At 70.6% G+C, this 18,163-nt stretch carries 20 protein-coding genes; 4 read left to right on the forward strand and 16 right to left on the reverse strand.

The genetic code is table 11. From position 1 onward, the window contains the following. Window positions 1-163 precede the first annotated feature (163 nt). The 6 genes from AB0958_RS23200 to AB0958_RS23225 form a co-directional block, all read right to left on the reverse strand. Window positions 164-466 carry a hypothetical protein gene (locus tag AB0958_RS23200; protein ID WP_132890588.1) on the reverse strand — a complete coding sequence of 101 codons (303 nt, stop codon included), beginning with the start codon at window positions 464-466 and terminating at the stop codon, window positions 164-166. A gap of 108 nt (window positions 467-574) precedes the next feature. After that, window positions 575-1,861: a hypothetical protein gene (locus tag AB0958_RS23205; protein WP_366892366.1), complete on the reverse strand. Its 1,287-nt coding sequence runs from the start codon at window positions 1,859-1,861 to the stop codon at window positions 575-577. A 62-nt stretch (window positions 1,862-1,923) separates the two neighbouring features. Beyond that, a complete protein-coding gene (locus AB0958_RS23210; RefSeq protein ID WP_366892367.1) occupies window positions 1,924-2,433 on the reverse strand; it encodes a SigE family RNA polymerase sigma factor in 510 nt (169 codons plus the stop codon). A 104-nt stretch (window positions 2,434-2,537) separates the two neighbouring features. After that, on the reverse strand, window positions 2,538-3,080 hold the full coding sequence (locus tag AB0958_RS23215; protein ID WP_366892368.1) for an MOSC domain-containing protein: 543 nt from the start codon (window positions 3,078-3,080) through the stop codon (window positions 2,538-2,540). A gap of 90 nt (window positions 3,081-3,170) precedes the next feature. Next, window positions 3,171-4,343: a serine hydrolase domain-containing protein gene (locus tag AB0958_RS23220; protein WP_366892369.1), complete on the reverse strand. Its 1,173-nt coding sequence runs from the start codon at window positions 4,341-4,343 to the stop codon at window positions 3,171-3,173. A gap of 36 nt (window positions 4,344-4,379) precedes the next feature. After that, the gene (locus AB0958_RS23225) at window positions 4,380-5,105 is read right to left on the reverse strand and encodes an SDR family oxidoreductase (RefSeq protein WP_366892428.1); all 726 of its coding nucleotides are present in this window, start codon (window positions 5,103-5,105) and stop codon (window positions 4,380-4,382) included. A 248-nt stretch (window positions 5,106-5,353) separates the two neighbouring features. Here AB0958_RS23225 and AB0958_RS23230 point away from each other — a divergent pair, with 248 nt between their 5' ends. After that, window positions 5,354-6,202: a LysR family transcriptional regulator gene (locus AB0958_RS23230; RefSeq protein ID WP_366892370.1), complete on the forward strand. Its 849-nt coding sequence runs from the start codon at window positions 5,354-5,356 to the stop codon at window positions 6,200-6,202. 111 nt (window positions 6,203-6,313) lie between these two features. Here AB0958_RS23230 and AB0958_RS23235 read toward each other — a convergent pair whose 3' ends face one another. Next, entirely contained in the window at window positions 6,314-8,248 is a 1,935-nt protein-coding gene (locus AB0958_RS23235) for an N-acetylmuramoyl-L-alanine amidase (protein WP_366892371.1), read from the reverse strand. Window positions 8,249-8,581: 333 nt separating this feature from the next. Continuing rightward, the gene (locus tag AB0958_RS23240; protein ID WP_366892429.1) at window positions 8,582-9,166 is read right to left on the reverse strand and encodes a DinB family protein; all 585 of its coding nucleotides are present in this window, start codon (window positions 9,164-9,166) and stop codon (window positions 8,582-8,584) included. 370 nt (window positions 9,167-9,536) lie between these two features. On the opposite strand from AB0958_RS23240, the gene AB0958_RS23245 reads away from it, so the two are divergent. Continuing rightward, the gene (locus AB0958_RS23245; protein ID WP_366892373.1) at window positions 9,537-10,025 is read left to right on the forward strand and encodes a hypothetical protein; all 489 of its coding nucleotides are present in this window, start codon (window positions 9,537-9,539) and stop codon (window positions 10,023-10,025) included. Between the two features lie 112 nt (window positions 10,026-10,137). Here AB0958_RS23245 and AB0958_RS23250 read toward each other — a convergent pair whose 3' ends face one another. The 5 genes from AB0958_RS23250 to AB0958_RS23270 all read right to left on the reverse strand — a co-directional run bounded on the left by AB0958_RS23250 (window position 10,138) and on the right by AB0958_RS23270 (window position 13,857). Continuing rightward, window positions 10,138-10,773 (reverse strand): class I SAM-dependent methyltransferase, encoded by a 636-nt coding sequence (locus AB0958_RS23250; RefSeq protein ID WP_366892374.1) that lies wholly within the window; start codon window positions 10,771-10,773, stop codon window positions 10,138-10,140. Between the two features lie 178 nt (window positions 10,774-10,951). Then, the gene (tgmC, locus tag AB0958_RS23255) at window positions 10,952-12,154 is read right to left on the reverse strand and encodes an ATP-grasp peptide maturase system methyltransferase (protein WP_366892375.1); all 1,203 of its coding nucleotides are present in this window, start codon (window positions 12,152-12,154) and stop codon (window positions 10,952-10,954) included. Beyond that, window positions 12,138-13,160, reverse strand: coding sequence for an ATP-grasp ribosomal peptide maturase (gene tgmB, locus AB0958_RS23260; RefSeq protein ID WP_366892376.1), 1,023 nt, complete (start codon window positions 13,158-13,160; stop codon window positions 12,138-12,140). The genes tgmC and tgmB overlap by 17 nt, the downstream gene beginning before the upstream one ends. A 3-nt stretch (window positions 13,161-13,163) precedes the next feature. Then, window positions 13,164-13,397: a putative ATP-grasp-modified RiPP gene (locus tag AB0958_RS23265; protein ID WP_366892430.1), complete on the reverse strand. Its 234-nt coding sequence runs from the start codon at window positions 13,395-13,397 to the stop codon at window positions 13,164-13,166. Window positions 13,398-13,473: 76 nt separating this feature from the next. After that, window positions 13,474-13,857 (reverse strand): hypothetical protein, encoded by a 384-nt coding sequence (locus tag AB0958_RS23270; protein WP_366892377.1) that lies wholly within the window; start codon window positions 13,855-13,857, stop codon window positions 13,474-13,476. 287 nt (window positions 13,858-14,144) lie between these two features. On the opposite strand from AB0958_RS23270, the gene AB0958_RS23275 reads away from it, so the two are divergent. Then, complete coding sequence (locus tag AB0958_RS23275) at window positions 14,145-15,425, forward strand: tetratricopeptide repeat protein (protein ID WP_366892378.1); 1,281 nt, start codon at window positions 14,145-14,147, stop codon at window positions 15,423-15,425. Here the strand turns inward: AB0958_RS23275 and AB0958_RS23280 are convergent. From AB0958_RS23280 to AB0958_RS23290, 3 genes are read right to left on the reverse strand one after another with little or no spacing between them, the layout of a single operon-like run. Then, window positions 15,406-16,068 (reverse strand): HAD family hydrolase, encoded by a 663-nt coding sequence (locus AB0958_RS23280; RefSeq protein WP_366892379.1) that lies wholly within the window; start codon window positions 16,066-16,068, stop codon window positions 15,406-15,408. The two genes, AB0958_RS23275 and AB0958_RS23280, sit on opposite strands and share 20 nt — an antisense overlap. Before the next feature lie 55 nt (window positions 16,069-16,123). Then, entirely contained in the window at window positions 16,124-16,318 is a 195-nt protein-coding gene (locus AB0958_RS23285) for a hypothetical protein (protein ID WP_366892380.1), read from the reverse strand. Between the two features lie 8 nt (window positions 16,319-16,326). Next, window positions 16,327-17,178 carry a helix-turn-helix transcriptional regulator gene (locus AB0958_RS23290; protein ID WP_366892381.1) on the reverse strand — a complete coding sequence of 284 codons (852 nt, stop codon included), beginning with the start codon at window positions 17,176-17,178 and terminating at the stop codon, window positions 16,327-16,329. A gap of 263 nt (window positions 17,179-17,441) precedes the next feature. Here AB0958_RS23290 and AB0958_RS23295 point away from each other — a divergent pair, with 263 nt between their 5' ends. Then, complete coding sequence (locus AB0958_RS23295) at window positions 17,442-18,098, forward strand: ATP-binding protein (protein WP_366892382.1); 657 nt, start codon at window positions 17,442-17,444, stop codon at window positions 18,096-18,098. Window positions 18,099-18,163 lie beyond the last annotated feature (65 nt).

Genomic DNA, 18,163 nt, shown 5'->3' on the forward strand with positions numbered 1-18,163 from the left:
GACGCCCCTGAAAGGGGCGCTGGGGGCACCCCCGGCCGAAGGCTGGGGGAGGAACTGCGCGACCGGCCACGACGTACCCGCACCCGCGCACGACGGATCCATCCGCCCCCTTCGGCCACGCGACTCGGCGCCGGGCTCGCCCGTCAGGCCGCCGGTGCGGAGCTCAGCCCCTGCGGTCGGCGACGGCCCAGGACGCCAGGGCCACCGCTCCCGCCACGCCGAGGACGGACGGCCAGGCGCCGACCTTCTTGGCCAGCGGGTGCGACCCGGCGAACGCGGCGACGTACGCGGCGGACAGCGCCCCGGCCGCCTTCCCGCCCGCCCGCTGCCGCCACTGCTGCGCGGCCGCGGCCCCGGCGACGGCCAGCACGGCCCCGCCCAGCGGCCGCTGCTTCGTCCAGCGCGCGACGCCGTACCCTCCGACGAGCCCGCTCGCGGCGATCACCGAACTGGGAACCCTGGCCATTGCTCTCTCCCTCTGTCTGGATCCCCCGAGGCTAACCCGGCGACTACCGCACCGACCGGACCGACCCCACCGAGCGGACCTGGGCCGACCCGGGGCACCCCGGCGGCCTCAGGACCGCCAGCGCGGGCTGAGGGCTATGGCGCGGAGCTGCTTCATGGTGAGCGCCGGCGTCGTGCGGGTCGGGGAGCTGTGCTGGGTGCCGGCGTTGAAGGCGCTGATCACCACCCGGAAGCCGTCCTCGCGCAGGGTGTCGACGGTCCACATCACGACCCCGGCGATCCCCTTCTCCCCGGGCGCCTTGTGCTCGGCGACCCGGGTCCCGTCGGGAAGGGTCTCGGACCCGGCGCCGAACAGCTGGTTCGCGACGTCGGACATGTTCGGCTGCACGTTGATCTGGACGAGGCTCCGGCCGTGCCCGTCGTCGACGACGACGTAGGTGAACTGACTGTCGTCGTCCCCCTCGGCGCGCCCCACCACCTTCACCGACGTGGGGATCAGCGACACGAGGGTCCCCGCGATCGCCTTGCCGTCCTCCTCCACGGAGGCGGGCGGCTCCTGGGTCCCTCGGGGGTCCTGCGGGATGGCGTCGACCACCCCCCGCCACTCCTTGGCGGCCGCGAGCTTCTTCAACTGGGCCGCGGAAAGCGGAGGTTGCGCCCGACTGATCGGCGCGTCCTTCTCGGCGGCGGCGTTCCACTCGCTGACGGTGACGTGGTGGCCGTCCGGGGTGACCAGGTTCGCGGTCCAGAGCCTGGTGTCCACCCGCCGGTCGGGATACTCGTACCCCTTCATCACGGTCACGACGGAGGCGTCGGGCAGATGGCTGGTGACGCAGCTGTCGTAGGGGATGTAGACCTTGTCGGGGCACCGGGTGGCCTGCCGGGCGTCGTACCCGCCGGGCCGCACCCGGTTCACGGCGACGCTGACGGCGGCGGCCCCGTGCCCGTCGTCGTACACGACCTGCGCGTACGGATCCACGAGCGGCTCGTTCGGGTCGACGCCGCGCCCCTGCGCGTTGGCGAACGTCCCCTTCGGCAGCAGTCTCTCCAGCGTGCGGATCATGTCGTCCGAGGTGACGTCCCGCCCGGCGGCGGAGGAGGCGACCTCGGGGGTGGTGCTCGCGGCGGCGGGCGGCCGCGCGGGCGCCGACGGGCCGCCGCCCCAGTCCACCGCCAGCGCGCCGCCCACGCCGACGAGCGCGACCCCCGCCGCGCCGCCCAGGACGGCGGCCCGCCGCCGCTGCCGCAGCCGCCGCCCCCGGACCGTCCCGGCGGCGGCCAGCGCGGCCCGGTCGGTGTCGAAGTCGGCCCCGGCGTGGTGCAGGGCGGCGGAGAGCTCACGCTCGAAGGGATCGCTGTCGCTGTCGCTGTCGCTGTGCCGCTGTTCGACGGGCATGACGAACCACCGTTTCCACAAGATCTGGGGTCGGGAAGGTCTGGGGTCGGGAAGGTCTGAGGTCAGGGGCGGGCGTATTCGGCGAGGTCCTCGCCGAGCAGCTCGCGCAGCCGGGCCAGGGCCCGCACGCACCGCGTACGGACGGCGGCCGAGCTCACGTTGAGCGCGTCCGCGGTCTCGTGTATCGACCGGTCCTCCCAGTACCGCAGGACGACCACGGCCCGGTCCTTGGCGGGCAGCCGGGCGAGCGCGTCGAGGAGGGTCAGCCGCAGGGACGGGTCGGAACCGGCGGCCACCTGCTCCGGGAGGGAGTCCCGCGCCCGCTCCCGGCTGCTGAACCGCCGCCGGTGGGCGAGGAACGTCCGGGTGAGGACCGTCTGCGCGTACCCGGCGGGGTTGCCGACGCGCGAGACGCGCCCCCAGCGGACGTAGATCCGGCCGAGGGCCTCCTGGACCAGGTCCTCGGCGAGGTGCGTGTCCCCGGCGGTGAGCAGGCAGGCGGACCGGTACAGGTGCCCGGCCCGCGCCGCGGCGAACTCGGCGTAGTCCTCCACGCCGCTGCCCTGACTCATCCGCAAGCTCCCCCGTCCCCGGCACCGTGCCGGCCGCTCCACCCCATTGATGCGGTGGGCAGGGGAGAATGTTTCAGGAGACGCGAAGAAAACTCAGAGCGGTCTCAGACCCGGTCCAGCGGCCGGTGGACCCCCTGCGGCAGCTCCACCCGGATCACGTCCCCGGGCCGCACCACACCCCCCACCGTCACCACGCTCATCACCCCGGCCTTACGGACGGTCCGCCCGCTCTCGTCCCGCCCGACCACCTGCTTCAGCAGCCCCTGCTGGAAGCCGTCGATCTGCGCGCACGGATTGCGCAGCCCGGTCACCTCCACCACGGCCTGCTCCCCGATCCGCAGCAGTGTCCCGGTCGGCAGCCCCAGCAGATCCAGGCCGCGGGTGGTGATGTTCTCCCCGAGCTCCCCGGCCCCCACCCGGAACCCGGCGCCCGCCACCTCCGCGAACAACTCCTCGTGGATCAGGTGCACCTGACGCAGGTTCGGATGGTCCGGGTCCCGCGCCACCCGCGAGCGGTGCTTCACCGTGACCCCGGCATGGACGTCCCCCTCCACCCCGAGCCCGGCGAGCAGCGTGATGCTCTCCCGGTTCGGCTTGGTGAAGGAGTAGACCCCGTTACGACTGACTGCGACCACGACCCCGTCCATGCCGCCGACTCTAACCATGCGCCCACCCGGGCGGAAGATCGGCGACGACCAGCCGGTACCCCGCCCCCTGTTCCGGCGCGGCCCGCCTCCCTAGGCCAGCGCCGCCCGTACCGCGTCGACGAGTGCGGTCGCGCGGGGGTCCTCGGCGCCCTCGACGATGCTGTTCATGACGTAACCGAAGGCGACGCCGTGTTCGGGGTCGGCGAAACCCAGCGAGCCACCCCGGCCGGGATGGCCGAAGGCGCGCGGACCGGTCAGGGGGTTCGTCTCGACGGGCAGCATGTAACCGGAGGCGAAGCGGACCGGGAACATGATGACCTTGTCCGTCCCGGCGGCCTGCTCCGCGGTCGCCGCCGCCAGGGTCTCGGGGCTGAACAGCCGCACCCCGTCCACCTCACCGACCAGCGCGGCGTACATCCGGGCGAGGCCGCGCGCGGTGCAGATCCCGTTGGACGCGGGGATCTCGGCGGCCTGCACCTCGGCCGAGTTGAAGTCGATCTCGGCGGGATCCGTGAGGGCGAACGCCCGGTTGCTCAGCGACCGCGGATCCTGCAACGCCGCGACGAACTCGCGCGCCTCGGGCGGCACGGCGTCCAGCGGTACGGTGCTCAGGTCGACCTCCGGCTTCGGGTACACCATCCGGCTGACCCGCCCCCGCTCGGCCGCCGGCAGCCCGATGAAGAAGTCCAGCCCGAGCGGCCCGGCGACCTCCTCGGCGAAGAACCGGCCGGGCGTACGGCCGGACACCCGCCGGATCACCTCCCCGACCAGCCACCCGTAGGTCCGCCCGTGGTAGCCGTGCGCGGTCCCCGGTTCCCACTGCGGCCGTTGCGCGGCCAACGCGGCCACCATCGCGTCCCATCCGAGCGCGTCGTCGAGCGGCACCGGCCGGTCCAGCGTGACCAGCCCGGCGCGGTGCGACAGCAACCACCGCACCGGAAGGTCCGCCTTGCCGTTCGCCGCGAACTCGGGCCAGTACGCGGCCACCGGCGCGTCGAGGTCCAACTCCCCGCGCTGGGCCAGCAGATGGGCGGCGGTGGCGGTGGCTCCCTTGGTCGCCGAGTACACCAGCTGCAAGGTGTCCCGCTCCCAGGGCCGCCCGGTACCGGGATCGGCGACCCCGCCCCACAGGTCCACCACCGGCCGCCCGTCCCGGTACACGCACACGGCCGCCCCGACATCCCCGAGCCGCTCGAAGTTGGCGGCGAACGCCTCCCGTACACCCTCGAACCCGGCCGCGACTTCCCCGTGGATCAGCGTCATGCCCACATCATGGCACCGGGGTGGTCTCCCTCGTCGTCACCAGGGCAGCTCCCCCTCGTCGTCGAAGTAACCGCCGGTCGGGCCGTCGTCCGGCAGGGTGGCGAGCCGGAGCGCGATCGCCGCGCCCTGTTCCGGGGTGCGGACACCGCGGAAGCCGTTGAGATCGGTCGCGCAGTAGCCCGGGCAGGCCGCGTTGATCAGGATGTTCGTGCCGGCCAGCTCCTTGGCGTACTGCACGGTGACGGCGTTGAGGAACGTCTTGGACGGCGCGTAGGCCACCGAGATCGGGCCCGTCTCGGCGCCCGGGGTGGTCTGCCGGGTGAGGGAGCCGACGCTGCTGGACATGTTCACGATCCGCGGCGACGCCGAGCGGCGCAGCAGCGGCAGCATCGCGTTGGTGACCCGGATGACGCCGATGACGTTGGTCTCCACCGCCGCCCGTACCGCCGCGACGTCCACCGTGGTGGGCAGCTGCTCCGGGCCGCCGGTGATCCCGGCGTTGTTCACCAGCACGTCGAGCCGTCCGGCGCGCTCCTCGATCAGCGCGGCGGCAGCGGCCACGCTCGCGTCGTCGGTCACGTCCAGCGGCACGCCGAACGCGTCCGCGCCGGCCGCCCGCAGCTTGGCCACGGCACCCTCGCGCGCCTCCTCGCTCCGGGCACCGACCCCGACCCGCCAGCCGAGGGCGCCGAGTCCCGCCGCGATCTCGTATCCGATGCCCTTGTTCGCACCGGTCACCAGCGCGACCGTCTGCCCGCCCACCGGTCCGCCCGCCTGCCCGCCCACAGGTCCGCCCGCCTGGCCGCCCGCCTGGCCGCCCGCCGGTCCGTCCGCCTGGCCGCCCGTCTGTCCGTTCATCTGCCCGCTCACCTGCTCGTTGTCCGGTTCGTTGTCCTGTTCGCTCATACCGTCGATCCTGGTCCCGGCAGCCCCGGCCCGGCCAACACCGATCGGGTGGCCGGCGATACCCACCGGGTATCGATCCCGGCCGGCCGCAGTAGCATGGCGAGGTGGAGACGCGTGAGCTGCGCTATTTCGTGGCCGTCGCCGAGGAACTGCACTTCGGCAGGGCCGCCGACCGGCTCGGCATCGCCCAGCCCCCGCTGTCCCGGGCGATCGCCCTGCTGGAACGGCGCCTCGGCGCGACCCTGCTGGAACGCACCAGCCGCGCGGTCACCCTGACCGACGCCGGTTCGGTGCTCCTGCGCGAGGCCCGCGCCGCCCTGGACGCCGTGGCGGCGGCCGAGCGCCGCACCCGCCGAGCCGCTCTCGCCGCGACCGGCCGGCCCGGCGTGGTCCTCGCCACGAAGGCGGGCGCCTCCGGCGAACTCCTGGCGAAACTCCTCGACGCCTACGCCGCCGAACCCGACGCGGTCACCGTCGACCTCCTCCTGTGCGGCATCGGCGAACAGGAGCACATGCTGCGCGACGGCCGCGCCGACGTGGCCCTGCTGCACCTGCCGTTCGACTCCACGGCGGGCCTGGACACCGAGGAACTGCTGACGGAGAACCAGGTCCTGGTCCTGCCCGCCGGGCACCCCCTCACCACCCGCCCCCACGTCCGGCTGGCCGACGTCACCGACCTGCCCGGCCTGCCCCTGCCCCGCTGGCCCCGCCCGGACGGCACCTACCCGGACGGCCCCGGCCCCCAGGCCCGCGACCACGCCCAGCTGTACCAGCTGATCGCACTCGGCCGCGCCTGCTGGGTGGCGCCGGAGTCCTGCCGTACCCAACTCCGCGAGGACCTCGCGGTCGTACCGGTCCTGGACGCCCCGCCCGTCACCACCGTGATCGCCTGGCCGCCCCACAGCAGGTCGAGAGCGGTCGCCGGACTCGTCAGGGCCGCGACGGCCCTCTGACCGCCGGACACGAGCGGTGCCCAGGAGGCCGGAACCCCCTGGGCACCGATTGCGTGCCTGTGCGCTGCCGGTTGCCTGTGTTCTGCCGGTTGTGCGTGCTGCCGGTGGGCGTCAGCCGTCCGTGGCGGTGACGTCCGAGGCGGTGACGTCCGAGGCGTACACGAGCGCCACCCGGTGGTTGTACTGGATGGTGTACATCGCCTTCGCCCCGGTGACGACCGCGCCGCTGGAGGCGAAGAAGTCCTGCGTGAGGGACGGCGCCACGGTGGCCACGTAGGCCTGACCGGCCGGGACGGTGTACATGCTGAGCGGCGCCTGCGTCGACGGCGAGAGCCCCGCCGGGTACTCGGCGGCGTCCGGGTAGCTGGAGCCGTACACCGCCACCGGGGCCGTACCGGCCGCCGAGATCACCTTCACCCCGTGCGCGGGCGCGGTGTTGCAGCCGTGCGGGTTGTAGAACCACACCTTCGAGCCGCCGTACCAGACGGCCGTCCAGTCACCGTCCTGGTCGGCGACCACGAACTGCTGTCCGGCCGCCGCCGTGGCGCCCCAGTCGTTGATCCGGTCGGTACCGGCCGCGCCCGGGTGCAGCGCCTGGTCCCCGAAGAGCGGGGCGGTGTCGCTGGGCTCGGTGCGCAGGTAGACGAAGTTCGACGGCTGCTGGGTCTCGGTGCACGCGGTGGTGGCGCCGGTCGGGTCGTCGGAGGGGCAGATCTGCACGGTCTGAAGGTTCTCGTGGAACCGGGGCGCGATGGTGACCACCGAGCCGACCGGGCCGACGCCGTGCCACCCGGTGTGCACCCCGAGCAGGCTCATGAAGTGGTTCCAGTCCCACGACGGGCCCGGATCCCAGTGCATGCCGGAGACGAGCGAGGAGTTCGGACCGGCGACGTTGTCGTGCCCGAGGATGTGCTGCCGGTCCAGCGGTATGCCGAACCGGTCGGCGAGGTACCGCACCAACTCGGCCGTGGCCTCGTACTGCGCCTCGGTGTACCAGGTGCCGCCGTGCGCGGCGTACCCCTCGTGCTCGATGCCGATCGAGTGCATGTTGGTCGAGTAGTTGCCCGCCTGGAAGGCGAGGTCCTTGGTCGGCACCATCTGCGTCACCGCGCCGTCGGAGGACCGCATGACGTAGTGCGCGGCGGTCCCCTTCGGCTGCTGGAAGTAGTTGACGGCGGCGTCGTACGACGTCTCGGTGTCGTGGATGACGATGCTGTCGATGCGGATGCCGTTGGCGGGGCGGTTGGACACCTGGCCGTTGGACGCCGCCGCCGGGACGAAGGTGCACGCGACGGTGGCGGGGCACTCGGTGTCCGCGGTCACCGCGGCCTTCAGGTGCAGGCCGGCCAACTGCCCCGTGTCCGGCCGGACACCGCTGTCGGCGGCCAGCCGCACGCGCTCCCCGTCGGCCGTGGTGCGCGCGGCCCCGGCCTTGACGGTGGCGAACACCCGCCCGGCGAAGGCGGCGGCGCCCTGCCGCCGCCCGGACTGGCTGTAACGGGCCACGGCCGCGTACCAGTTGCCGGGATCCGCGGAGACGGCGCCGGTGGCGGCCTTCTGGTACGAGGCGAGCAGCGCGGCACCGCCGCGGATGTTGGCCGACGGGTCGCTGCGCAACTCCGCCGCCGACAGACCGGTCAGCTCGGCGGCGGCCTGGAGGGTGTGCAGGGCCGGATCGGCGGCCAGCTTCGCCAACTCCCCACGCCCGGCTGCTCCCGCGCCGCCCCCGGCCATCATCGCGGGGGTGACGTCCGTGAGGTGCATCGGCCCGTACCCGCCGTCCGCGCTGTACGCCCCGGCGTGCGTGTCCCAGGCCGACTCCTGGTACGCCACGGCGAGCAGCACCTGCCGGGGCACGTGGTAGGCGTCGGCGGCCGCCGCGAAGTCCTGCTGCAAGGTGGTGGCCGCGCCCGCGGCCCCACCGGCCGCCGACGCCGGCACCGGCACGGCCGCCGCACCCGCGACGGCGAGCGCGGCGACGGCGGTCAGCACGGCCGGACGGTGACGCCGCGACACGGCCTCGCGTCTGGAATTGCTTGAGCTCATAAAGGGTCCCCGGACCTCAGAGAAAACAGATGTGGTCGAGCGGAAGACGTATCTGACGGGGCGCCGGTTCATCGGCCGGACCGGACCGGACCGGACCGGACCGGACTGGACCGGAAGCTGGCCCGAACGGCATGCGCACGGCCCCGCGTCCCACGCGGCGCTCCTCCGCCGACGTCCGCCAGGAGATGGTCCTCCCGGCGATGAACTCACGTCAACCGCGCCCCAACAGACGGCACTTGACTCCACCGGTTCATCAGGAACCAGACGCTTCGACAGATCAGCACCCAAGACCGGCAGCATGCCGCACGAGCATCAAGCCACGTGAGACACCCTCTACGCCTGGATTGGTGCGGCCGACCTGGCGGCCCGCTCGATCTTCGCGCAGTAGGCTGCGCGGGCTTCCTCGTCGATCTGCTTCTCGTGTTCGGGGCGCAGCCCAGTCCGGCCGTCGAGGCCCTCGCGCAGGATATCGGCGTGCCCGGCATGCCGGATGGACTCGCCGAGGACATGGACCATGATGGCGAACAGGTTCGTGTCGGCATATGGCTCCGGCCACCACGGCACGTGGCCGGGGGCGTCGAGGGGAAGTTCGCTGATCGTCGCGTCCGAGTGTTCCCACGTGCGCCGGTAGAACCCGATGATCTGATCGCGGGTTTCGTCCTCGGTCGCCCACAGGTCGCTGCCGTTGGAGTCCTGCCACCGGGGCAGCGGTTCCGGGGAAGGGCGGCCGAAGACCTCTCCGAAGTACCTGGCCTCGACGCTGGCCACGTGTTTGACCAGGCCGAGGAGGTTGGTCCCCGTCACTGTCAACGGTCGGCGGGCGTCGTATTCGGACACGCCGTCGAGTTTCCAGAGCAGCGCGTCGCGGTCCCTCCGCAGTCTCCCGTGCAGGTTGTCTTTCGCGAATTCATCGATCATGCGGCATGAGCCTGCCATGGGCTGCTTGTGGTCTCAAGATCCCGTATGGGGCCGCAACGACTGCCAGAGTTGTGGCCTGGCCATGGCCGCCGCACCCAATGAATTGAAGGTCAGGTCGTAAGCGTCCGCGATTCTGCCGGCCTGTTCGAGCCACTGAGTCTTTTCAGTGTTGCCTCTCCAGGTGAGGACCGCTTTGGCGATGACGGTCCTGGGTGAGACGCGCGGAGGGCTATCGCTGCTCCAAGCGGCAGTCGGGCTACTGAACTGAATGGGTGAAAATACAGCGACCGAAGGCCTTTGCAATTGCGGGCCGCCCCTCCTGCCTGGATACCTTCCCGTCGACCGTCACGAGTAGAAATGAGGAGTTTTCGTGAAGAAGGCATCCACCCTCCTCTCGGTAGCGGTGATGGCGCTCGGAGTCGTCCCCCTCGCGGCCTCTCCCGCCTCTGCCGTTCAACGGTGTGAGCACCAAGAGGCCCGGGCTGACGACACGTCGGACACCGTCAAATTCGATTTCTGCATCCACGCGGACCAGAATGAGGTCACGGTGTCGGTTGAGAACTTCAAGTGCTACGGGAACTTTTTTGGCGCGTACCGGACCATTTGTACGGTGCGCGCTGGTGTGGTCGAGACGCTGAGGAACGGGTCTCCGACGTACGACCAACTGTCCCCGCTTGAGAGCGGTTACAACAGTGCTGGGTACTGGAAGGCAAGTTACCCCGGCTGCGAAGAGGGAGACTTCATCAAGGCGTATATCGACGACCTACAGATCCACATCATGCATGAACTCGGGCACCCGAACATCTGGGACGACGAGTCTTTCCGATACCCCTTCATGAACAGCGGCGTTCGCTGCTGACCCGCGGCTTCTCGTGTTGCTTTCGGTACTCGAACTTGCGGTGTGGTGGCGTGGCCAAGCGTCCGCCGGACTGTGTTCCCAGGCTCCGGTGGCCCGCATCCGCGTGGCGGCATCAGTTGAGGCGGGTCAGCAAATGGGCGTCGAGGAAGCCGCGTTCTGAGGCGGGGTCGTGGATCAGACGGGCGAACGTGATGAGCCCGGCCCCGGCCAGCAACTCGGCGAAGCGGTCCACCGGCCAGCTGTAGGCAGGTGTCACCTTGTGGTCGAAGCGGACCGGTTCCGGTCCGTCGGTCGCGAAGAACGAGACCAGCAGCAGACCCCCCGGTGCCAGGACACGTGCCTGCTCGCCGAGCAACGCGGGCAGTTCCCCCGGGGGGGTGTGGATCATCGAGTAGTGGGCCAGTACGCCGCCGAGGGTGCCGTCCTCGACGGGCAGGGCCTCCATCCGGGCCTCGTCGAACCGCAGCGCAGGACGGGCCCGCCGGGCGTGCTCGACCATGCCCGGGGACAGATCGAACCCGAAGGCGTTCAGTCCCAGGTCGTGCAGCATGGCCGTCAGATGCCCCGGTCCGCACCCGACGTCGGCCACCCGCGTGTTCCCCGTCGCGCGCACCAGCTCGGCGAAGGAGCCGATCATGCCGCGCGTGAGCGGACGCCCCTCCAGCCGATCGGCGAACATCGACGCGTACAGCTCAACAACGCCGTCGTAGGCCGCCCTGGTCTCATCCTGGTGCTCCGGCTCCGTCATGGGAAGGGAAGGTAACACCAGCGCGAGCTAACAGAGTTGCGGGCGCGTGTTCGATCAACTGCCGCCCGGATCGTCGCCCCTTGGTCATTGCCGTCGGGCGACCGGCCCGGGCAACCGTACGACTGCGAGGCGCGGGAAGAGTCCGGAGCGTGCTCGTCGGGGCGGCCTTCGGCACGACTCACAACCTGGGCAACTGAAGACCGAACATCTGCGGATGCGCCAGCCGCCGCTCACCTCCGCACACCCGGACACAGAACTGCCCAGGCCCCGGCCGACCGGCGGAGTCGAAGGCGGCCACGACCTCCTCCACACGCTCCCACAACCGCACCGGCCCCGCCTCCCGCACCTCCCACCCACCGTCGTCGCACGGAGTCAGCGAAGCGGCAGCGCCATGGACGACGTCGACCAGGTGCACGACCCCTCCCACGGTGGTCATCTGGGCGTCCGGCACCGCGCACTGGGCGAGGAAGCGCAGGTGAAACGCCTCCGGATCGGCGGCCGAGATCCGCTCGGGCCCGTATCGCGCCGGCCTGCCCCGCTCCGGCAGTCCAGCGGCCCAGTGGGCCGGGTTCCCGAAGGCCGGGGCCGCCTGCGCCCGGACCGACATGAAGGAGACGGTGCCCGGCAGCAGTGGCCCCTCGGCCGTGCCGTCCTCGGCGACGGTGAGGAGCACGCGCGCGTACCCGTACAACCACCCCGACAGCGTGAGCAGGATCTTCCCGCCCGGCCGGGTCTGCGCGACGAGCGCGTCCGGCACGGAACGGAAGGAACAGGCGGCCACGATCCGGTCGAAGCGCGCCTCGGGCCAGTAGCCGTACCGCCCGTCCGCCACGGCCAGGGTCGGCGTGTAGCCGCAGCCGTACAGCGCGTCCGCCGCCACCGCCAGCCGGTGCGGATCGACCTCGATGCTCGTCACGTCGGCGGACCCGAGGCACTCGCACGCCAGCGCGGTCGAGTAACCGCTGCCGGTGCCGATCTCCAGCACCGTGTGCCCTTCCGCCACGTCGGCGTCGGCCCACATCCGCAGGACCAGGGACGGCAAGGTCGAGGACGAGGTCGGCGCCCCGCCGTGCCGGATCCGGGGCGCGGCCCAGTCCGGCTCCTGGTCGTCGAACTGGGTGATCAGCGTGGCGTCGGAATACGCGGCGGCCAGCCACTTCCCGGGGTCGAGTGCGGCGGTGACGGGCTCCCACACCGTGAGCCCGTGCTCGTCGGGTTTCCCGGCGGAGAGGTAGAACCCGGGCACGAACCGATGCCGAGGCACCTCCGCAACGGTCGCCAGCCACCGCAGATCACCCACCGAGCCGTCCCGCGCGAGCCCCTCCGCCATCTCCCGCCGCAGCCGAACGGCATCGATCTCAACGTCACTTCGCGTCGTCACGGCCCTCACCTTCCTCCCCGCTCAGGATGTCGGCGAACGCGGCGGCGATGGCCGGCGCGTCCGGAAGCCACCCCCACTGCCCGTTCGGATTGCACTCGATCGCCCACCAGTCCTCGGGAGCCGTCCCCTCACCGGTGAGCGCGAAGTCGAAACAGCCGAAGACCAGCCCGCACGAGTCCAGGTAGCCGTGCAGAGCGGCCCGCACGGCCTCCGGGACGACGACGGGAGTGTGCACCAACTGCCCCCAGTCACCCCGCCGCCAGTCCAACGCACCATCCGGTGTGGTGATCCGCTGAGCGAACACCCGACGCCCGACCACGGTGACCCGTACATCCCCGCTCTTGGGCACCTCGGCCTGAAAGAGGTGCGCGGTCACCGAGACGGAGTCGTCCAGGGCGTCGGCGTCGATCCGCTGGGCCCAGATCGCCCCGGCCCGCCCGTCGGTCCCCTCCGGCAACCCCCGGAAGGACTTGTAGACGACGCGCCCGTGCTCGGCGGCGAACCTCCGTGCCTCCGTCACGTCGTTGGTGATCAGGGTCGCCGGAACACGCAGACCCAGCGCGACGAACCGCTGCAACTGGACGGGCTTGAAGTCGGCGCGGGCCACGGCGGCCGGGTGATTCACGTACAGCGCACGGCGCAAGCCATGGAGCACGCCCCCGAGCCCATGGCGTGCCTCCGCTACGGCGAACTCCCGCGCCTGCCTGGGCAACCGGCTGAACCGGGCGGCGTACGGGGTAGGCCGACGCCAGTAGACCGCGGTCACGGCCGCCACCTCCACCTCCCGGCTGGCGGTGCGCAACCGCCCGCCCCACACCGACCCGCCGCACCCCTCCTCGCCCGACCCCGCCTCGCCCCGACCGAGCCGGAACCCGAAGCCGAGGTCCGGCCCGACATCCCCCGGATCCACGCGCACGACGATCGCACCACGCTCGTTCAGAGCCTCGACGACCCGATCCGCGGTGACGTCCTCCAGCGCGGTGAGCACGAGAACAGTGGCCCCCACCGCTCAGTCCGACTCGTAGTCGGTCGTGTTGTCGTCCTGCGTCTGCGCCTGGGGTTTCTGCCCGTCCCCACCACCGGAGACCGACGCCGTACCCGTCGTCCTCGACGTCCCGTGCTTCCCCATCTCGACCACCCGGCCGGAGGCGTCCGTGTACACGGCGGTCTGAGAGACGCCGTCGAGCACGACGGACGCGTACGCGGGAGGTCCGACGGGCAGCCGATCGGTCACCAACCTCAGGGCCCAGGGCGCCTGAACTGCCGTTTTCGTCATAGCTTTTCTCACCGTTTCCTTCGAGGTTCCACGCGGTGGAGTGTCAGACTTCCGAGCGAGCGGCCGGCCGTGACCGCCCCCTCTTGAGCAGGCCGGTGATGGAACGCGGGGTGCACAGGTCGCCCTCGTAGCGCGGCGGGACAAGCCAGTACGTGCCGGGGGCCTGTTGCCGGTCGAGTCGCGGTACGCCGAGATAGGTGCCGTGTCCCAGGCATGTGGCGATGTCGTCGTACGCCCAGACCAGGCCGGCATGCCCTTGGATCAGGGCGTAGTACGTGCCTCCCGTGGCACGACGGTCGTAGATGATCGAGCCGCCCAGTAAGAGACCGAGGCAGACGGCGACGTGGTCCGGGTTGCTCGAATCCACTGCGGCGTGCACCTCCTCGGACGCCATGCGCACCGCCGCGAACCGATCTCCGAGCGGCAACAGCGCGACTCCTTGGACCGCCCACTCGTGCCAGGCCTGCGCAGGGTTCGGATGAGCCCGCGCCAGCCATTCTGCGATCGCTCTGTCCACGGCCTCTTGTGTGTCCACAACTGCCTCCTGTTCCGGGAACGACCTAAAGCGTCCAGTAACCAAGCGCCCGTTTCGAGGACTTGAAAAGGCCATCAAGGGGACTCGCCAAGGGCTTCCATGACGTCTTCAGAGGGACGGCATGTCTGAAACAGGACCCTGTGTGGGAGAGTTGGAGGAGCCGTAGCAGGAGGTGCTCAGTGCCCAGGCCCACCGGCAACATCAGACTCAAGGCCGCGCGCGTAGCCGCCGGGTTCAACTCCCAACAGGATTTGGCGGACGCGCTCACCAAGCACGCCAAGGACACGGGTGTCAGAGGGTTGTCGATCGGTGTACGACAGGTCCGCCGCTGGGAGTCGGACAACCCGCCCTGGCCGCAACCGGACTGCCAGCGCGTTCTCGTCCACCTGCTCGGACAGAGCATGGAGGCGTTGGGCTTCACGCCTCCGTGGGGTTCCGACGGGCCGCAGAGCGCAGAGCACGTTCGGCGCACCTTGGCCACCGGCGGTCCGACAGCGCCGGGACGCCGGACGACCGTGCCCCGGAGAGCCGTCGTGACGCCGCAGCCATCGACGGCCGGCGCGGACTTCATGGCGGTGACCCGCGCACACCGTCGGCTCTACTGGTCGGTCGCACCGGCCGAACTGCACCCCGCCGTCGTCGCGCAGGCGACCCTGGGCTGTGCCCTGCTGCCGGAGACGACCGACTCCACACGTCGGGAGGTCGCGGCCGCGATGGCGGAGACCTACCTTCTGGCAGGCCGTATCGAGTTCTTCGACCTGCGCGAGCCGGCCACGGCCAACGACACCCTCCTGCTGGCACTGCAGGCGGCGGGAGAGGCGGACGACGCGCTGCTGGGTTCGGCGGTCATCGCACACATGGCGTTCGTCCCGGGATGGGTGGCGGATCGCGACGGCGCGCTCGAACGCATGACGGCCGCCCGCACCTACGCCCGGCGTGCACCGGCCTCCGCGGAGTTCCTGGCGTGGCTCGACGCGGTGGAGGCCGAATGCGAGACACGTTCGGGCAACAGCCGCACGGCGCTGCATCTCCTGGGCCACGCCGAGGACATGTTGGCAGCGGGGAACGAGCACCCCTCGCCCGAATGGCTGGACTGGTTCTCCCCGGCCCGACTGGCGGCCTTCAAGGGCAACACGCAAATGATCGCGGGCCATCTCCCGCAAGCTCGCGAGAGCCTGCTGCGGGCCCTGGACGAGATGACACCGTCCGAGGCCAAGCAGCGCTCGGTGGTGTACGGCGACCTGGCAGCCGTGGAAGCGGCGTCGGGAAACCCGGAGCAGGCGTGCGAGTACGCGGCCAAGGCCCTCGACCAGCTGGCGGTCACCTGGTACGCGACGGGCATGGACCGCGTGCGTGAGGTACGCCGAGCGCTCGCGCCCCACCAGGCCGAGCGCTGCGTTCGCGACCTCGACGACCGCCTGTACGACTGGTCGACGACCCTCAGCGCGCTGGGGCGTTGAAGTGACGGACCAGGTCCGCCAGTTCAAGCAGACCCTCGACCCGGAAGGTGGGGAGGTCCCTGGCCTCGTGCCCGTTCCACTGGATGGTGGCCCAAGGCCCGCGGTGCACAAGGGCGGTCTGCATGCCGGCCTGCCGCGCAGGTCGGATGTCGTTGTCGCAGCGGTCCCCGACGTAAAGAATCTCGCCGACGTCGAACGGCACGGCGTCGGCGACCCGCTTGAAGAACTCGAGGTCGGGCTTACTGGCGCCCCAGTCGTCCGACGTACCGATCAGATCGACATCACTGGAGAACAGCTCCCGCAGGATCCCGCCCGCCCGGACGGTCTGGTTCCCGGCGATCCCGAGCCAGAGCCCGTTCTCCCGCAAGTCGGCGAGCGCAGGCCTGACGTCCGCGTAGAGGTCCTCCTCCCCGAAGGACTCCGGCATCCCTGCGCTCGCCCGCTTCTCCCGCTCCTCGTAGAGGTCGAAGCCGGGGCGGAACTCCTGGAAGACGGCCCGGTAGTCACGGCCTTGGGCGATCACGGCCCCGAACATCGCGTGGAACGTGTGCCGGGGCACGCCGAGCCAGTCGGCCCAGGTTCCGTACTCCCGGGTCTCGTCTACCAGGCACTCACCTACGTCGAAGACGACTGCGCGGATCATGGGAGGAGAGTAGCCGGGTAGGTGGAGGAACCGGGCAGGTTTGCCTGGGGGTGCCTCACCTCAGCAGGTGGTCCGCCTTGCCGGCCTTGATATCGAGGATCATGGTCCGCAGGGCGTCCCGGCTGTCCATGATGAAACGGTCCTCCTGGCCCTGCACCGCTATGTACGCGTTGCCGGAGTCGTCCACGCCCATCCGGAAGCACGAGTTGCCTTCCCCGCAGAACGGGTCTTCCCACTGAATCTCCGGCATGACCTCTCCTAGAGTTCGCGTGCGACGGCCTGGATGAAGGCTCTTGAGTCCTCGGGGGACAGGGCCAACTCCTCCAGCCGATCCAAGTGAGCCCGGTACTTGGTCAATTCTGCCTCGCCGTAGAGGAAGTCCGGCCCGTGGGAGTTGTCGATCTGCACGGTGTCCAGCTGCTCCGTCGGCCCTTCCGCGTACAGGACGGTCTGGCCTGCTCCGGGAAAGGCTCCGCTGGTGAAGGGGACGACCAGAACCGTTCGATCCTGCCTCTCGGACTGGTCAAGCAGGTGTTCGAGCTGGGCGCGGCTGACCCTGGGGCCCCCGAACTGCATCCGCAGCGCCGCCTCGTGCACGATGCCTGTGAAGGTGGGAGCCGCCTCGGAGGCGAGTACCTCCTGGCGGTTGTTGCGGTGAGCCGCTCTCAAGGCGACCTCGTGTTCGGGCAGCTGCGGAAGGACGGCGCGGAAGACCGCGAGGGCGTATTCGGTCGTTTGGAGCAGCCCAGGAATGTGCACGGTGCACGCAGTGCGCATGCGAACCGCCTGCCACTCCAACTCGGCGATGTCCAGGAAGCCTTGAGGAAGAGTTCCGCGATACCGCTCCCACCAGCCCGGGGTGCTGGGTGAGGCCATTTCGACCAGGGCGGCCACGTACTTCTCGTCGTCGCAACGGCAGTGGTGAGCCAGGGTGCGCAGACGTTCTTCGCTGATGGTCCGGACCCCGGACTCCATGTTGGAGATCTTTCCGCGGTCTACGCCGAGGAGGTTCGCGGCCTGCTCCGCGGACACTCCCGCAGCCGTCCGCATCCTGCGCAACTCATGACCGAGGCGCCTCTGGCGCTGCGTCGGTACTGCCCTCGGGGTCATGTCGATCCTTCCGTTTCGGGCTCGGGGGCAGTCTGCCGTGCTGTGCGACTTGCGAGCCACGAAAGAGCTAATTTGCCGGTGAGGGTGGCAAATTTACCAAGCAGTCTTCTAGCTTGGACACCGCGCCGCTCACGCACAGCGAGCAGAAGCGCATCGCGTACGCCCCCTGTTCTCTCCTGCCCTGGGAGGGGTGGCCTGCGCCAGGGTGACAGGCCACTGCTTCACGAGCAGCGCAACGAAACCGGCGGACAAAGGAGTAGGACATGGATTGCGATGCGTGTACGCCGAGAGAACCTTGGGATCTTTCTTTCGCTGCCGAGCCGGCGGGAGTGGCCGTGCTGCGGGGCCTGCTCCGGACTCGTCTGGACTCCTGGGGGCTGGCGGAGCTGACGGAGTCGGCCCAGCTCTGCCTGAGCGAGCTCGTTTCCAACGTGATCACTCACGTGGGCCCTGGTACCCCGACGACTCTCGCCGTCTCCGTCAGCGGTACGCGCCTGCGTATCGAAGTCCATGATCCCGACACGCGGGCTTTACCGCGTCAGGTCGACTCGGCCAGCGACGCCGAGGCGGGGCGCGGCATGGCTCTCGTGGCTGCGATGTCCGAACGCTGGGGCGTCCAGCTCCTGCCTGATCGCAAGATCACATGGGTCGAACTCGCGTCGGGACTGACAGAGGTGAACGGCCACAGCGAGGACATTCGGGTCTCCAGAGCCGTGAGTTGTCTGCACCTCTACAGCGCGGGATCGCCAACCCATCTGGCGGGATCGAGCAGGCTGAGTGGCGTCGCCTCGGAGGAGGTGGCGATCGATGTCATCGCTGATCTCCTCCACTGGCTTCGCTCCCACGGCCATGACGCCGATGAGGCGCTCGACCGTGCCCAGATGCAGTTCGATGCGGACACGCGACAACCCGCACGGTGACGCAAAAGCCGTCTGACTTGCGCGACAGGCGAAGAGGCCGATCCATGTCGGCGTCTTCGCCAAGG

It is taken from the genome of Streptomyces sp. NPDC006655 (assembly GCF_040703965.1).
Lineage (GTDB): Bacteria > Actinomycetota > Actinomycetes > Streptomycetales > Streptomycetaceae > Streptomyces.

Bases quoted from the DNA above. Each gene is read 5' to 3' on its own strand.
- AB0958_RS23215 (WP_366892368.1), bottom strand. From the start codon at position 3,080: ATGGACGGGGTCGTGGTCGCAGTCAGTCGTAACGGGGTCTACTCCTTC.
- AB0958_RS23200 (WP_132890588.1), bottom strand. From the start codon at position 466: ATGGCCAGGGTTCCCAGTTCGGTGATCGCCGCGAGCGGGCTCGTCGGA.
- AB0958_RS23235 (WP_366892371.1), bottom strand. From the start codon at position 8,248: ATGAGCTCAAGCAATTCCAGACGCGAGGCCGTGTCGCGGCGTCACCGT.
- AB0958_RS23210 (WP_366892367.1), bottom strand. From the start codon at position 2,433: ATGAGTCAGGGCAGCGGCGTGGAGGACTACGCCGAGTTCGCCGCGGCG.
- AB0958_RS23205 (WP_366892366.1), bottom strand. From the start codon at position 1,861: ATGCCCGTCGAACAGCGGCACAGCGACAGCGACAGCGACAGCGATCCC.
- AB0958_RS23295 (WP_366892382.1), top strand. From the start codon at position 17,442: ATGGATTGCGATGCGTGTACGCCGAGAGAACCTTGGGATCTTTCTTTC.
- AB0958_RS23240 (WP_366892429.1), bottom strand. From the start codon at position 9,166: ATGATCGATGAATTCGCGAAAGACAACCTGCACGGGAGACTGCGGAGG.
- AB0958_RS23280 (WP_366892379.1), bottom strand. From the start codon at position 16,068: ATGATCCGCGCAGTCGTCTTCGACGTAGGTGAGTGCCTGGTAGACGAG.
- AB0958_RS23285 (WP_366892380.1), bottom strand. From the start codon at position 16,318: ATGCCGGAGATTCAGTGGGAAGACCCGTTCTGCGGGGAAGGCAACTCG.
- AB0958_RS23220 (WP_366892369.1), bottom strand. From the start codon at position 4,343: ATGACGCTGATCCACGGGGAAGTCGCGGCCGGGTTCGAGGGTGTACGG.
- AB0958_RS23250 (WP_366892374.1), bottom strand. From the start codon at position 10,773: ATGACGGAGCCGGAGCACCAGGATGAGACCAGGGCGGCCTACGACGGC.
- AB0958_RS23290 (WP_366892381.1), bottom strand. From the start codon at position 17,178: ATGACCCCGAGGGCAGTACCGACGCAGCGCCAGAGGCGCCTCGGTCAT.